The 13,999-nt window shown below is 43.3% G+C and carries 18 protein-coding genes and 1 pseudogene; 13 read left to right on the forward strand and 6 right to left on the reverse strand.

Annotated elements, in window-relative coordinates; all coding sequences use genetic code 11:
* Positions 1-10 precede the first annotated feature (10 nt).
* The 8 genes from JX580_RS04140 (at position 11) to JX580_RS04175 (ending at position 6,079) form a co-directional block, all read left to right on the forward strand.
* Positions 11-1,654 carry an ABC transporter ATP-binding protein gene (locus JX580_RS04140; RefSeq protein ID WP_248851540.1) on the forward strand — a complete coding sequence of 548 codons (1,644 nt, stop codon included), beginning with the start codon at positions 11-13 and terminating at the stop codon, positions 1,652-1,654.
* A 4-nt stretch (positions 1,655-1,658) separates the two neighbouring features.
* Complete coding sequence (locus tag JX580_RS04145) at positions 1,659-2,240, forward strand: zeta toxin family protein (RefSeq protein ID WP_248851541.1); 582 nt, start codon at positions 1,659-1,661, stop codon at positions 2,238-2,240.
* Positions 2,221-2,388, forward strand: coding sequence for a hypothetical protein (locus JX580_RS04150; RefSeq protein ID WP_248851542.1), 168 nt, complete (start codon positions 2,221-2,223; stop codon positions 2,386-2,388). Before JX580_RS04145 ends, JX580_RS04150 begins: the two co-directional genes overlap by 20 nt.
* Before the next feature lie 128 nt (positions 2,389-2,516).
* Positions 2,517-2,756 carry a hypothetical protein gene (locus JX580_RS04155; RefSeq protein WP_248851543.1) on the forward strand — a complete coding sequence of 80 codons (240 nt, stop codon included), beginning with the start codon at positions 2,517-2,519 and terminating at the stop codon, positions 2,754-2,756.
* Positions 2,757-2,767: 11 nt separating this feature from the next.
* Positions 2,768-3,355: an ABC-three component system protein gene (locus tag JX580_RS04160; RefSeq protein ID WP_248851544.1), complete on the forward strand. Its 588-nt coding sequence runs from the start codon at positions 2,768-2,770 to the stop codon at positions 3,353-3,355.
* The gene (locus JX580_RS04165) at positions 3,342-3,566 is read left to right on the forward strand and encodes an ABC-three component system middle component 6 (protein WP_248851545.1); all 225 of its coding nucleotides are present in this window, start codon (positions 3,342-3,344) and stop codon (positions 3,564-3,566) included. Before JX580_RS04160 ends, JX580_RS04165 begins: the two co-directional genes overlap by 14 nt.
* Positions 3,556-5,247, forward strand: a complete 1,692-nt coding sequence (locus JX580_RS04170; RefSeq protein WP_248851546.1) for a hypothetical protein — start codon at positions 3,556-3,558, stop codon at positions 5,245-5,247. The genes JX580_RS04165 and JX580_RS04170 overlap by 11 nt, the downstream gene beginning before the upstream one ends.
* Positions 5,248-5,314: 67 nt before the next feature.
* Positions 5,315-6,079, forward strand: a complete 765-nt coding sequence (locus tag JX580_RS04175; protein ID WP_248851547.1) for a hypothetical protein — start codon at positions 5,315-5,317, stop codon at positions 6,077-6,079.
* A gap of 141 nt (positions 6,080-6,220) precedes the next feature.
* Here JX580_RS04175 and JX580_RS04180 read toward each other — a convergent pair.
* Positions 6,221-6,346 (reverse strand): annotated as a pseudogene (locus JX580_RS04180) (transposase domain-containing protein); the annotation flags it as partial.
* A gap of 88 nt (positions 6,347-6,434) precedes the next feature.
* On the opposite strand from JX580_RS04180, the gene JX580_RS04185 reads away from it, so the two are divergent.
* The 4 genes from JX580_RS04185 to JX580_RS04200 all read left to right on the forward strand — a co-directional run bounded on the left by JX580_RS04185 (position 6,435) and on the right by JX580_RS04200 (position 8,480).
* Positions 6,435-7,499, forward strand: coding sequence for a transposase (locus tag JX580_RS04185; RefSeq protein WP_248851548.1), 1,065 nt, complete (start codon positions 6,435-6,437; stop codon positions 7,497-7,499).
* A gap of 151 nt (positions 7,500-7,650) precedes the next feature.
* Complete coding sequence (locus tag JX580_RS04190; RefSeq protein WP_248851549.1) at positions 7,651-7,872, forward strand: ParD-like family protein; 222 nt, start codon at positions 7,651-7,653, stop codon at positions 7,870-7,872.
* 8 nt (positions 7,873-7,880) lie between these two features.
* Positions 7,881-8,165 carry a type II toxin-antitoxin system RelE/ParE family toxin gene (locus tag JX580_RS04195; protein ID WP_248851550.1) on the forward strand — a complete coding sequence of 95 codons (285 nt, stop codon included), beginning with the start codon at positions 7,881-7,883 and terminating at the stop codon, positions 8,163-8,165.
* 93 nt (positions 8,166-8,258) lie between these two features.
* A complete protein-coding gene (locus JX580_RS04200) occupies positions 8,259-8,480 on the forward strand; it encodes a DUF3820 family protein (RefSeq protein ID WP_248851551.1) in 222 nt (73 codons plus the stop codon).
* Positions 8,481-8,670: 190 nt separating this feature from the next.
* Here the strand turns inward: JX580_RS04200 and JX580_RS04205 are convergent, their stop codons facing one another.
* Together JX580_RS04205 and JX580_RS04210 are read right to left on the reverse strand one after the other, a co-directional pair.
* Positions 8,671-9,153 (reverse strand): DsrE family protein, encoded by a 483-nt coding sequence (locus JX580_RS04205; protein WP_248851552.1) that lies wholly within the window; start codon positions 9,151-9,153, stop codon positions 8,671-8,673.
* A gap of 231 nt (positions 9,154-9,384) precedes the next feature.
* Positions 9,385-10,665 carry a sensor domain-containing diguanylate cyclase gene (locus tag JX580_RS04210; protein WP_248851553.1) on the reverse strand — a complete coding sequence of 427 codons (1,281 nt, stop codon included), beginning with the start codon at positions 10,663-10,665 and terminating at the stop codon, positions 9,385-9,387.
* An 87-nt stretch (positions 10,666-10,752) separates the two neighbouring features.
* Here JX580_RS04210 and JX580_RS04215 point away from each other — a divergent pair, with 87 nt between their 5' ends.
* Entirely contained in the window at positions 10,753-11,895 is a 1,143-nt protein-coding gene (locus JX580_RS04215; protein ID WP_248851554.1) for a GNAT family N-acetyltransferase, read from the forward strand.
* On the opposite strand, the gene JX580_RS04220 is transcribed toward JX580_RS04215, so the two are convergent.
* From JX580_RS04220 to ubiG, 3 genes are read right to left on the reverse strand one after another with little or no spacing between them, the layout of a single operon-like run.
* Positions 11,876-12,586 carry an SDR family NAD(P)-dependent oxidoreductase gene (locus tag JX580_RS04220; RefSeq protein ID WP_248851555.1) on the reverse strand — a complete coding sequence of 237 codons (711 nt, stop codon included), beginning with the start codon at positions 12,584-12,586 and terminating at the stop codon, positions 11,876-11,878. The genes JX580_RS04215 and JX580_RS04220 overlap by 20 nt on opposite strands.
* Positions 12,586-13,248 (reverse strand): HAD family hydrolase, encoded by a 663-nt coding sequence (locus JX580_RS04225; RefSeq protein WP_248851556.1) that lies wholly within the window; start codon positions 13,246-13,248, stop codon positions 12,586-12,588. The genes JX580_RS04220 and JX580_RS04225 overlap by 1 nt, the downstream gene beginning before the upstream one ends.
* Positions 13,245-13,970 carry a bifunctional 2-polyprenyl-6-hydroxyphenol methylase/3-demethylubiquinol 3-O-methyltransferase UbiG gene (ubiG, locus tag JX580_RS04230; protein WP_248851557.1) on the reverse strand — a complete coding sequence of 242 codons (726 nt, stop codon included), beginning with the start codon at positions 13,968-13,970 and terminating at the stop codon, positions 13,245-13,247. Before ubiG ends, JX580_RS04225 begins: the two co-directional genes overlap by 4 nt.
* Positions 13,971-13,999 lie beyond the last annotated feature (29 nt).

Raw genomic sequence — 13,999 nt, forward strand, 5'->3', positions numbered from 1 at the left:
GGAAGTCAGTGTGAAAAAGCCGGTATTAGCGATTCAGAATTTAGTGGTCAAGGTCGGTGACTCGGCGCTGATTAATCGCATTAGCTTTCAGATTGATGCCGGTGAGATTTTTGCCCTAGTCGGCGAATCGGGCAGTGGTAAATCCTTAACGTCATTAGCCGTGATGCGCCTATTGCCGGAAGCTTTAACTATCGAAGCAGGGGATATTCAGCTGCATCAAACATCCCTGCTTAGCCTAACCGAAGCGCAAATGCAAAAAGTGCGCGGCAAGTCGATAGCGATGATTTTTCAAGAGCCGATGACCTCGCTTAACCCGGTGATGCGCGTCGGTGATCAGGTCGCCGAAGTCTTGCGGGTGCATTTAGGCTTGTCATCTAAAGCCGCGCAGGCCAAAGCGATAGACCTGTTTGCAGAAGTCGGCATTCCTGAACCGGAACAACGCATCAACTGGTATCCGCATCAACTGTCCGGCGGGCAAAAACAACGGGTGATGATTGCAATGGCGCTGGCGTGTGAACCGGATTTATTGATTGCCGACGAACCTACTACCGCGTTGGATGTCACCATTCAAGCGCAGGTGCTCAAACTGCTCAGAAAACTACGTGATGAGCGCGGCCTGTCGATCTTATTTATCACCCACGATATGGGCGTGGTGGCGGAAATGGCAGACCGCGTTGCGGTGATGCAAAAAGGCCAGATTGTCGAAACCGCCGAAGTCGAGCACTTTATCAAAGCCCCAAGCCATCCCTATACCCAACAACTGCTCGCCGATGCCTTGCCACAACGCAATTACAAACCGGCGGCGGAACAAGCATCTTTGCTTGATTTAAAAGGCCTAAAAGTCCATTTTCCGATTAAAAAGGGCCTATTGCAGCGCACCGTGGGGCATGTAAAAGCCGTCGATGGTGTCGATTTAACCATCCGACGCGGTGAAACCCTCGCCCTAGTAGGTGAGTCGGGCAGCGGTAAAAGCACCATCGGCCAAGCGATTCTGCGTTTAATTGACAGCACCGAAGGCGAGATCCGTTATCAAGATGTCAATCTCGCCCAACTCACCGAGCGCAAAATTAAACCGTTACGCAAAAAAATTCAAGTCATTTTCCAAGACCCGTATTCCGCGCTTAACCCGCGTATGACCATCGGCGAAATCATCCGCGAAGGCATGGTCAGCCTAAAAGTCGGTTCGCAAAACAAAGCCGATCAAGAGCGGCGCATCGACGAACTGCTACAACAAGTGGGCCTATTGCCGGAACACAAACGGCGTTATCCGCATGAATTTTCCGGCGGTCAACGCCAACGTATCGGCATCGCGCGCGCCTTAGCGGTCGAGCCGGAATTAATCATTTGTGACGAACCCACCAGCGCGTTAGATGTCACCGTGCGCGCGCAGGTGTTGGATTTGCTCAACCACCTGCAACAAACCTACAATTTATCTTTATTGTTTATTACCCACGACCTATCGATTATCCCGCGCATTGCGCATCGCGTTGCGGTGATGTCCGAAGGTAAAATCGTCGAACAGGGCGACGTGCGAACCATCCTCGAAAGCCCACAACACACCTACACCCAAACCCTACTGGCGGCGGCACCGAGTTTTCATGATATGCGGCAGGGCGCTAAAGAGTTTTCAAGCCAATCGCTAGGCGGAGTTTGAATTAATGTCTAAAGAATTAATCATCATCGCCGGACCCAATGGCGCAGGTAAAACCACCTTTGCGATGCAATTGATTGATGAGGGCATCATTCAACATTTTATTAACGCGGATGAAATTGCTAAATCTCTCGTAGATGTGCCAACCGAATTACGCAATATTCACGCGGGTAAGTTGTTTCTACAACGCTTGAACACCGCCATTGAATTAGAGCAAACCGTGTGTTTTGAAACCACATTGTCCGGTTTGACTTATTTAAAACGGATTCAAAACCTCAAACAAAAAGGCTGGTCGGTAACACTGTATTACTTGGCATTAGAAAATGTAAACCTTTCCAAACAACGTGTTGAAGAACGCGTTTTACATGGCGGCCATAACATACCGGCTCAGGACATTGAGCGCCGGTTTCCTAAGAGCGTGTATAATTTGTTTTACCACTATATCGAAGCAGTGGACTCGGTGTATTGTGTCTTGAATATGATCGAGCCACGGCTGATTTTTTCAAAGAAGCAAGGTGAAGTTGTTATCGCCAATCACCAGCATTATGAAAATTTAAAAGGAATCGCTGATGGATACCACAGAGATTAACCCCCCCGAAAGCCCCAAAAAACTGGATGCTAATGAGGTGGTTGAAATAATGAAACGCGCCGTAAAGCGCGAACTCAACCGCAAACGCGCACTAGGGCAATATGCCGTGATTTGCGAAAACGGCGAAGTTAAAAAGATTCAGTTTTAGAGTTCCGTAATGAATGTAGAGATAGCGTGTTTTATGGTGTAGTATTTTCTGGATATGAGATATGGGTGTCCTTTTAATTCAGGCGTTAGTTTTCTACTCAATACCGTTATTTATCGTCGAGGAAAGAGATGGAAAGTATTATCGAATTTGTAAAATCAGACATTGGAGTAACCTTGGCTTGGATATGTACTGTATGTAGTACATTATTTGCAGTGATTACTTCAAAGAAAAATAGGCAGTTGAAAATTAAAATTGGTGAAATTAACAATAATTCAGCAACAGATAGCAGTCAGGATAGTTTTACGCAAAATGGCCAGAAGAATGTATATACAAAGAATAATTCTGGTGGCATGAATATAGATATGTAGAGGACTAAATCTTGACAATAGAAAATGAAAAGGCTGATACACCTGTGAATAAAACAGTCAATGTAGAGCGTAATGCTGGTAATATCATTATTGGAGATTCTCCCGAGTATGAAATCAGCTCCGCCATAAATGAATTGCTAAAGTCATTAGCTAATAAACCATTTTCATTTAAGAAAAAAAGACGTAAACCATCTTCCGAGACAGTTGTAAAGATAGAACACAATAATCTTAAATCTAAAAGTCATATCATTAAGCAATATCTTGATCACTCTTCAAAAGTAGAAGAAGCGTATTCTGAAATTGACTCATTAATAACTTTTGGGAAAGATACAATTCTTCAGAATTTAAACGACTTATACTATCTTGCTTTAGACGCTGTTGATATAGACTATCTAACTTGCGATGTGGACATAGAAAAAGTCAGGGAAAATTCAGAATTCATTTTAGATTTTATTATTCAAAAATTAAAAAACAGCGTATATGAGTCTAAAAACACTCCAGCTTACAAAGAGCATGTTGAATTAGGAGTTAATGTCGTTGTAGCTCATGCTTTTATTGAATGCATAGTCATGGAGAATCCAACGTATGATTCCTATTAGTGGTTGTGACCCCGAGATAAATGTTGTAAGCATCGGTGCAAAGATCTTAAAGAAAATGGCAGAAGAAAATTCATCTTTAGATGCCATATTGAGTGACTGCTCATCGGAACTTAAAGTTTCGATTGATCACGTCATACTTTCATTAGACTGGCTATTCTCAATTAAGGCTATTGATTTTAACGGCACAGAGGTATTTATAAATGAAGCTTGATAGCCTTGAAGTTCAGATAAATAGTGAGGTCAAGAGGTTCGTAAAATTCGAGTCTGGCCTGAATCTCATTACAAATAAGCCTAACTCAGGTCGTTCAGGTAATAGCGTAGGAAAATCCACCTTATCAAGAGTTGTTGATTTTCTTATGCTGGGAAGCATAGACAGTATTTACATTGATGAAGAATTTAAAAAGCCAAATATAGAGATTGAAACGCTTTTCAAAAACAATAATGTGACAGCTTCGCTTAGTTTCCATGACTACTCAAATAAAATAAATCAAATTTCACGGAATTTATGTGTAGGTGGGGGTTTAGAATCTAAATTCTGGATAAATGGTGAAGTTGTTGAAGAAAATAGATATGAAAGTTTCTTGCAAGATAAAATCTTTAATATATCAACCAGAAGACCATCTGTCAGAGTTGTTGCTCCTAAGTTTATAAGGAATGACAGTCACCGAATGTTAAGTACTACCAAGTTCCTTGATAAACGACAAGGCCCAAAAGATTATAGCGAGCTTTTTCTATACCTCTTTGGCTTCGATAATACGTCTCTTCTTACAGAAAAAAGAGATGCAACGAACTTAGTTAATAGACGAAAACGGAATACAACTTCTATTAATGCTCTAGTGAAAGAGCAAAAGCCAAAAAGTGAGATTAAAAGATATAAAGCCGACGCAATAGAATTAGAAAATAATCTTTTGAAATTTGAATATTCATCAAAGTACTCGAATCCAATAGAGAGACTTTCAGAACTACAGGAAAAAGAAGATCGGTATACTGAAGAGCTTCTTTCTATACAGCGGAAGGTAGACAACATCAATCATACTGTTGAGCTCTTAACTAAAGACAAAGATGGTTATTTGATCAATGAGCTTAAAGCTATATATAGCTTCTCAGGTGTCGCAATTGACGGAGCCTTACGAGAACTTGAAGACGTTGTTTTGTTCCATAGAAATCTCGTTGAGAAAAAGGAACAATTTCTTACAATTGATATGCCTAAATTGAATGAGGAGTCTGAAGAACTTCATGCAGAGCTTAATTCAATTAGGAAGAATAAGTTACAAGTATTTTCTGACATGAGGTCTAAGGAAAGCTTAGACAATGTGACTAAAAACCTGAAGCAACTTGGTGAGCTTAAAGTTGAGCTTGGAAAGTTAGAGGGGCTAATGGAGCAGCAGTACAAAGCAAAATCAGATCAAACTGAAGCCGAAACTCAATTGCAAGAGATTCTTGAAGCTATCTCCAAAGAGATTGACAACGTTTATTTGTTTGAGAAAAAGTTCAATGCACATTTAAGGTCTCTTACAAAAATTTTTCATGATGAAGAATACAGCATAGACTTGGATTTCAATAAGGATAGTGGTGTTTGCTCTATAGAAATGAATAACTCAGCAACTAATCCTGAAGGCGGGAAAAAGAAAGCCGAAGTTATTGCTTTTGATTTCGCATATATACATACCGTTAATGAGTTAAATTTGAAACGACCAAATTTTATTTTCCATGACAGCATTGAGGATATTGACAAAAATCAAATCGAAGATATTTTCAAAGAAGCAAGCAAGCTTCCAGGTCAACAGATTCTATCAATGCTTTCAGATAAAATATCAGAAGAAACATATAATAAAATTTCCCAAAATATAATCTTGTCACTGGATGAGGATAAAAAATTCTTTTGTGTTTAAACAAAAACTAACAAGTCAAATCACTCGGACGCAGCGAAGCTGCGCCGGTGTTTGAAGCGTTAGTTTTATGGATAGATTGTCAGTGATAGAAACCGCCCTAATTGATGTCTTGCAGCTCAAAGAAAGGATCAATGACGACAGCCTTCCAATGGATAAGTTGGATGCTTTCCTCCTGTCCCGAATGTATTCTCAAGGGCAGTTGCATCCTGGATGGAATCATAGGTCAAGAGGTCAAAGAGTCATCACGGATGGAAAAGCGTTTGCTCAAGCTATACTCCCGTTTTCGGCTTGCTGGTACGAGGCAAAAAACTCCGCCTTTGAGTACGTCGATCCATTTCATGTTGTAGCTGGTGCTTACTACGGAGTCCCCAAGCTTAGTTCGGTCGAGGGAGATGAAGTGGCCGATGTAATGGATGCACGGGCAAAAAAAGACGAATCTGAAGGGGCTCACTATGTACGAATAGGTGAATTTTCGCTGTACGTAGCTTCAGAAGGTAAGAACCGGGTTTCTCTATATAGGGAATTGAACCGGAAAATTGGTGCAAGGGTATTCAACTCAACTTATCCCCCGAGCCATCACCTACAACTAGTTAGAACCCTCCCATTTGGTGGTGTCGCTCTGCGCTATATTGGAAACCAGCAAGGTATCGCAAATTGTCTTCAGAGCTGGCAAGCACTGTCTATGGACTTAGCGGCTATTCCGTTTTTGGAAAGCGTCCGTCTATTGGAGACCTATGGAGTTAAGTGGGGGCGCAGTCAGTGGCTGATCGGATCTCCGTTTATCGACCGAAAAGTTAAGCTTTATGTATGCCGGAGGAAGTATGTGCGATGATTTCACGTCAAGCATAGCGAAAACTAACAATTTGCTGCACTCGGAAAAATTACTCGCTGCGCTCCCAATTTTCCGGTGAGCAAGGCGTTAGATTTCAACACAAATTGCCACTCCGGCCATAGAAAGGTAAGCCTCCAGCCATCACCCCTGGGGAGTCCAGTTATGAGGCAACAGCTCATCAATGCGACTATTCTTCTGCGTGGGCAATCGCATTAACACATCGTTGAGATACTGATACGGTTCATGCCCGTTAAGCTTGGCGCTTTGTTAAAAGGACACCCACAATAGATTGATCCTTCCTCATTGTTTTCCTATAATTTAATTGTGGTTTTTGTTTCATTCGGAGGTTTTGTTTATGACTCGTGCTCGTCAAGAATTGATTTCGCTGTCGGATACCCCTTGGTATCATTTGGTGAATCGTTGCGTTCGCCGTGCGTTTTTGTGTGGTGTGGATTCGATTTCCGGTCAAAATTATGAACACCGCCGTGATTGGATCGAGCAGACCATGTTGAAGCTGGCTTCCGTGTTTGCGGTGGATATTGCCGCGTTTGCGGTGATGAGCAATCATTATCATTTGGTGGTTAGAGTTGATAAAGAACGCGCTCAGGCCTGGTCGGATAATGAGGTGCTAGCGGGTTGGACGCAGTTGTTTAGCGGGCCGGTGTATTTACAGCGTTATATGCAAGACCCCGCGACAGCGGAACCCGCCATCGTCAAACAAGTGCAGCAACTCACACAAACCTACCGTGAACGGCTGCATGATCTGTCTTGGTATATGCGCGTGCTCAATGAGTCCATTGCGCGTATGGCGAATAAAGAAGATGGCGTCAAAGGGCGGTTCTGGGAAGGGCGCTTTAAAAGCCAAGCCTTATTGGATGAACAAGCGATTTTATCGGTAATGGCCTATGTCGATTTAAACCCGATACGCGCGAAGATCGCAGATAATCTGGACGATTCGGATTTCACTTCGATTCAACGACGCATTGAACAAACTCAAAGCATTGAAAAACCACAAACCTCGATGCTCCAAAGTCCTTTGTTTGAGCATTTATCAGACGAATCGCAAAGCTTTTTCAATAAGCTCGATAGCTTGCCGAATGCAGCCTTGATGAAATTTGAACCTAAACATCATCATGCCCACCCAAATCCGGTGATTGCGTTTGATTATGCTGATTACTTGGAGTTTGTCGATTATCTGGGGCGTGCGGTGCATCCGAACAAGCGCGGGCATATTGCCGAGAGTACCCCAAAAATCATGCAACAGCTCAACCTTAATGAAAGCCTCGTTGACACCTTTTGCCAGGGCAAATTGCTTAAAAGCTTTGGTGCGGCCATCGGCAATCCAACCGACCTGAATCAACACCGCGAATCCAGCCGTGCCCATAAAGGGCAGGGTTTGGCGAAGCAGGTGTTCGCGTAGATGAATCAATAGTGACAGAGCAAGTTTCAAATTAGCATAACCAGGCCTGGTTGTTTTTTTGATGTTTTTTGGTTATAAAAAGTAGCAAAAGGTTGCGCAATGTTCTGTCTGTGGCAATAATAAACCTGTTTATTTTGTATTGGAGGTCAAAATGTCTGTCGCGATTAAATTATCGGATTCACTGGCACAACAAGCCAAGTTGTATGCAGCAGTTAGCCATCGGTCTGTACCCAAGCAAATTGAGTATTGGAGTCGGATTGGCAAGTTAGCCGAAGAAAACCCTGATTTGCCGTTTAGCTTTATTCAAGAAACCCTTTTGGCACTAGAAGAAAGTAAAGACAGTGAGAATTTAACCCCATACCAATTTGGATAGGGAGTTTTATGCAGGTTAAACAAACGCGCCGTTTTCAAAAAGCGGTGAAAAAATTGCACCCCAATCAAAAACAGGCACTTGATGCCGCTATTAAACAGTTAATTCAAATGCCTGACTTGGGTGAGCTTAAAAAGGGTGATTTGGCAGAAGTGCGTGTTTATAAATTTAAAATGCAAAACCAGCTGACCCTTCTAGCTTATCGCTGGATTAATGATGTTCCTTGTTTGTTGATGTTGTCACTTGGTAGTCATGAAAATTTCTACCGTGACTGGAAGCAAGAGCTCAGTGAATAATCGAGCTGCCAGATTTTGATCTGTGTCGCGGTCGTACAGGTAGCACGCTGATAGCCAAATACTAAATCAATACTTCTCTCTAAACTTTAACTTATGAATTCAGAAGACTTAAAAAAACTCGTTACCGTCACCATGCCTTATGGCAAATACAAGGGGCGAATTATTGCGGATTTGCCGGGGCATTACCTGAATTGGTTTGCGCGTGAGGGCTTTCCATCGGGTCATTTAGGGCAGTTATTGGCGCTCATGCATGAGTTAGATCACAATGGTTTGAAACACCTGCTTGATCCGTTAAGAGAGCAAGCTTCAAATTAGCATAACCAGGCCTGGTTGTTTTTATCTGTTCTAATATTCACGTGCTTGGGTTTTCGTCAACGTTAATTCGCTAAAACGCAAAGCGTTATGATGCGGTGTTTTGAAGCCTAGCTAAATGATTTGAAGCAGGATGGCAAAATCGTTGATTAGGCTAAAGCAACTCGGTGGGAGTTGCTTTATGATTTAGGCCTTAGTGGATGCCGATAATGGCATAGCCTTTGTTTTGTAAGCTGATAAAGCTGACATAGCTGTTGCCGACCACGTCAAGCGGGGCGCGAATTTTGCCGTTTTCGACACCAAACACACGATTGGCAATTGAGCAGACTTCTGCGTTGACGCCTTTAAGTTTTAGCAGGGCATTTAAATATTCATTAAATTCCTCGACCTGCACCATCTGATCTAACTCCACAGTGTCAAGCGACTCGGTTAGAAAACGAACATTTTGGCCGTGGAAGGCGAGGGTCATTTCCGGCTGAAGACCGGCTTCTTTTAAGTTTTGATAGGTTTCAGTGATCACCTGCATTTGTACGGTTAAAAAGGCGGGGTTGGAGTTGGTAATATCCCAGACCACCTTCGCTTGCGTCATACCTTCTAAGGCTCGACTGTTATCAGGTTGTGCAATAGCACCGCCAACAACAAACAATGATAAAACCAATCCGATTATTTTACGCATAAAAACCCCCAATTAGTGAATGGTAAAAATAGAATGAACTTTCATTCTATTCGTCTGGTTTACTATCCACAACTAAACTTTGATGGAAAAATTATGCAAGCTTGTTGATTTTTGATTGCCAGCGATATGTTTGGTCAAAGCGAGTGCTTCAAGTAATTACTCGGTTGCTAGCTGTAATAATTTTGGGTGAAACGCGCAAAGAAGTTTTGAAACCCATCACAAAGCTGATCTTCAATGATTGCTTGAGTTTTCTCTTGCGTTCACTGTTTGGTTTCGCCCTTGATGTTTTGCTTTATAGAGTGCTTGATCAATTTCGATTAAGAGGGTGTTGATGTCTAAATTATCTGAACTGTTTAGGTTGGTTAAGCCCATACTGAAACTGATTGCTTGAATACCCAGTATGTTGTTCCAATTGAATTTTGCAAAAGCTTGGTGGAGCTGGTCTGACAAGCTGATGGCTTGTTGCTGGTTTGTGCTGGGCATAATCAGGATAAACTCTTCGCCACCCCAGCGTGCAATAAAGTTTTGACTTCCGATGTTTTGTTGGAGAAGCAGGCCTGCTTGTTTGAGTGTTTTGTCGCCCTTATGGTGTCCGTGGAGGTCGTTGATTTGTTTAAAGTGGTCAAGGTCTATCAGACCGATACTGAGAGTTTGTTGCGTTTTAGCAATAAGACGAAGTTGTTCACTCAGCACCTGTTCAGCTTTGCGTCTATTCGCCAAACCGGTCAAAATATCCTCACTGGCTTGGGCTTCAAGCGTAAGTTGAATTTGTTTTAGGTCTGTGATGTCTTGAACGATACCAACGACTCTTGATGGATTGCCTTTGTCGTCACGTTCACAGATTCGACCACGGTCTTGAACCCATATAAAGTGGCCGTTTCTGTTTTTAAGGCGATATTCAGCTTGATAACGTTCTCGACGATCTGCTAAATGATCTTGCATTCTTTGGAGGACCAGTGGCATGTCTTCTGGATGAATGTTGTCTTTCCATGTATCGACGTGAGGTTCCATCTCATCTGGTCCATAGCCTAGCATGGTTTTAAGTTGTAGGCTGAAAAACACATGGTCATTGGTTAGATTCCAGTCCCACATGCCATCCAGCGATTGATTTAGGGTATGCCATAGGCGCTGGTTATGGTCTTGGGTGGTTTGCTCAAAAGCGAGGCGTTTGCTGATGTTGCGTGCAACCGATAAAAAGTAGGGTGTGTTGTTTTCGACGAAATAGCGGGTATAAACTTCAACTGAAATTTCAGAGCCATCTTTATGACGATGTCGCCCCGTAAAGGTATAGTCTTTGTTAGCTTGGATAACGGCAGAAATTTCAGTCCAATGTGGCAGACCTTTAACATCTTTTTGCAAACTTAAAACCGAGTGGTTTAATATTTCTTTTTTATCCATGCCCAGCATTTGATAGCCGGCGCGATTGCACTCGATGACATTTGATGTTTCCGGGTCAAGTAGATACACTGCGTCAGGAATCTGGTCAAACAAGCTAGCGATATCTAACGGCAAGGTCTGTTCTCCGTGTTTTGGTTATTGTTTGGTCAAATTGGCACATATTAAAGCATATTTTTTTAAAAGTTAAATATATTAAATATTATGGAATTACATTTAGTTAGGCAAATCGCGGAGATTGATCGCCAGGCCTGGAATAGTCTTGTTGCGGATAACCACCCATTTTTGCGGCATGAATTTTTGCAGGCGTTGGAAGATCATCAGTGTGTCAGTGCTAAGTTTGGCTGGTATCCCCAACATCTGGCTTTATACCATCATGGGCGTTTAATCGCCGCGATGCCTTTGTACGCTAAAACCAATTCTTATGGTGAGTTTGTATTTGATCATAGTTGGGCGCAGGCTTGGCAGTCGGTAGGTTTGTCCTATTTTCCTAAATGGGTTACGTCTGTGCCTTATGCCCCGGTAACCGGGCCACGGTTTTTGATAGCCTCGGAGCAAGATGCTGATCACATCCGCACTCTGTTAGTTCAGCATTTGCAAAAGCTTGCGATTGAGCAGCAGGTGAGCGGTTGGCATATTTTATTTGCCGATACGCTCGACCAGGCCTGGTTAAATCAGCAGGATGATTGGTTAATTCGTCATGATTGTCATTTTCATTGGTATAACCGAGGCTATCAGAGCTTTGATGATTTTTTGGCTGACCTTAAGCCTAAAAAACGTAAAAATATTAAACAAGAGCGACGAAAAGTTGTTGACGCAGGAGTCAATTTAGTTCGATTAAATGGTTATACGGCTAGCGATCAAGATTGGCAGGATTTTAATCGTTTTTATCAAAAAACCTTTGCTGAAAAACATAGCTTGGCTACTTTAAATCGAGGGTTTTTCCAAGCGGTTGCCAAGGCTTTGCCGGATCAAGTGCTGTTGGTGATGGCACAGCGTGATGGCAAGAATATCGCTGGTTCGTTGATGTTTCATAGCGATAGCACCTTGTTTGGTCGCCATTGGGGTTGCGTCGAGGAAATAAACAGTTTGCATTTTGAAGCTTGTTATTATCAAGGTATTGAATTTGCGTTGGAGCAGGGTTTAAAAAGATTTGAACCCGGTGCCGGTGGCGAGCATAAAATTGCGCGCGGCTTTGAGCCGGTGATTAGTCAGTCTGCCCATTGGATGACCCCTCATCCATTTGATGAGGGGCTGGCAGCATTTTTACAACAAGAAAAGGCGATGATTGATGATTACTTTTATCAATCTTGTCTGCAGTCACCCTTTAGTTCACCGCGTGAATGATCTCAATATCTTGGTGTGGCGTTTGTTCCGTGCAGCTTTCGAGAATGCGTTGTGCAGCCAGTTCTAGTGATTCGTTTTGACAGGGTGGCTCGCCCGGGTAAAGTTTAGTTCTAAAGTGGCTCGCCAGTGCCGGAAGTCGGGCAATAAAGCCTGTGAGACTGGGATTTTCAGCGACCACTAGACGGGTTAGTTGTTCAAGGCCCGCCTTGGCAATGGCATAGGCACCATAGTAATTTGGGGTGCTATGTACGGCTTGATCTGAAATGCTGACTAACCAGGCCTGGTTGCTTTGTTTGAGTTTCGGTAGGCAGGTCTGTATCAGGTGGAAATTAGCATTTAGATTGGTTTGGATTACTTCATACCATTGTAGTGGGTCAAAATGTTCAATCGGCGTTAAAGCTGGCAGGATCGCAGCATTCAAAAACAGGCCGTCGAGTTGATTAAAACTCTTTAATCCTTCTGCAAGCTGAGTATATTCGGCCTGGGCTGAGCCGGCTAGATCCATTGGAAATAAAAAGATATTGTGCCAGCCTTTTGCATCCAGTTCGTCATAGCATTTGTTGAGTGCTTTTAAATCCTTGTCAATAAGAATCAGCTGATGTTCAGGCTGGTTTAAGTTTTCGGCTAGGGCGCGTCCTAATCCATGTGCCGCACCGGTAATTAAGAAGACTTTTTTTTGGGTTGCATCCATTAACTCATTCGCTCTTTTATGAATTGGGTAATGTCGTAAGGGGTTCTGAACAGAAAATCTGCTTGCATTAGGTTTTCAAACTTCTCTGGTGCCATATAGCCGAATAGTGCAGCACCGGTTTTCATGCCTGCATTGATCCCGGCTTCAAGGTCACGGGGATGGTCGCCAAGATAAAGGCAAGACTCGGGTGCTACACCGCATTCTTCTGCTGCCAGCCACATGGGTTCAGGATGTGGCTTGCGAACTGCGAGTGTGTCACCGCAGACAACGGTTCTGGGTGGGGTGGGGAAGTTGAAGTGGGCAAGAAGATGTTCGGTTAGCTCGGTTGGTTTATTGGTAACAATGCCCCAGGGAATTTTATTTTCAGCTAAATAAACCAGGCCTGCTTGCAACCCAGGAAACAATTGCGTGTGCAGGGCGATATTTTGTTTATAGATGTTAAGAAATCGCCGACGTTTGTCTTCAAAATCCGAGTCGTCGTTATCAGGGAATGCCAAGCGCGTGACGGCGGCACCGCCTTGAGATACGGTATTGCGAACTTGGTTATAACTCGGTGCAGCAATCCGGTATTCATCACAGAGCAGGTTTAGGGCGTAACTAAAATCATACGAGGTATCAAGCAGGGTGCCATCAAGATCAAATAAAACGCAGTCAAGGCTCATGGTTCAATTACCTCGTTTTGCGGTTTTTGAAAAGCCATAAGGTAGTTGATTGAAAGGTCATGGCTGAGAGCGCAGCGTTTGAAAACGGGGTTATAGTCAATGCCTGCGCTATCAATTAATACCAGGCCTGCTTGTCTTGCCATCTGGCTGAGTTCGCTCGGTTTGATGAACTTGTCATGTTGATGGGTGCCTTTTGGAACAATATTGAGTAGATACTCAGCGGTAAATACCGCGAGTAGCAATGATTTATTGCTGCGGTTTAAGGTGGAGAAGAAAACAAGTCCGCCGGGCTTGGTCGCATCGGCGGCCGCTTGAACAATCGCTTGTGGGTCGGGGACATGTTCAAGCATTTCCATGCAGGTTACGCTATCGTAGTGTTCCGGTCTTTGGTTGGCGTGGTCTTCCGCACTTGAAATTAGATATTCTAGCTTCACACCGCTGTCAAGTGCATGGAGTTTGGCAATGTTGAGCACGTCTTCAGCGAGATCAATGCCGGTAACCTCCGCACCTTCGAGGGCAAGTGATTCACTCAGAATGCCACCGCCACATCCTATGTCGAGCATTTTTTTGTTATTGATCGCAAAATGGCGTTTGATGAAATTAAGCCGAAGCGGGTTGATTTTATGGAGCGCACCAAATTCGCCATCGGTATCCCACCACTTGTGAGCGTATTGATTAAAGTTGGCAAGTTCTTGCTGGTCAACGTTGCTGGATGTGTTCATGGAAATAGATCGTTATGTTAGTGTCAATA

Source organism: Thiomicrospira microaerophila (assembly GCF_023278225.1).
GTDB lineage: Bacteria > Pseudomonadota > Gammaproteobacteria > Thiomicrospirales > Thiomicrospiraceae > Thiomicrospira > Thiomicrospira microaerophila_A.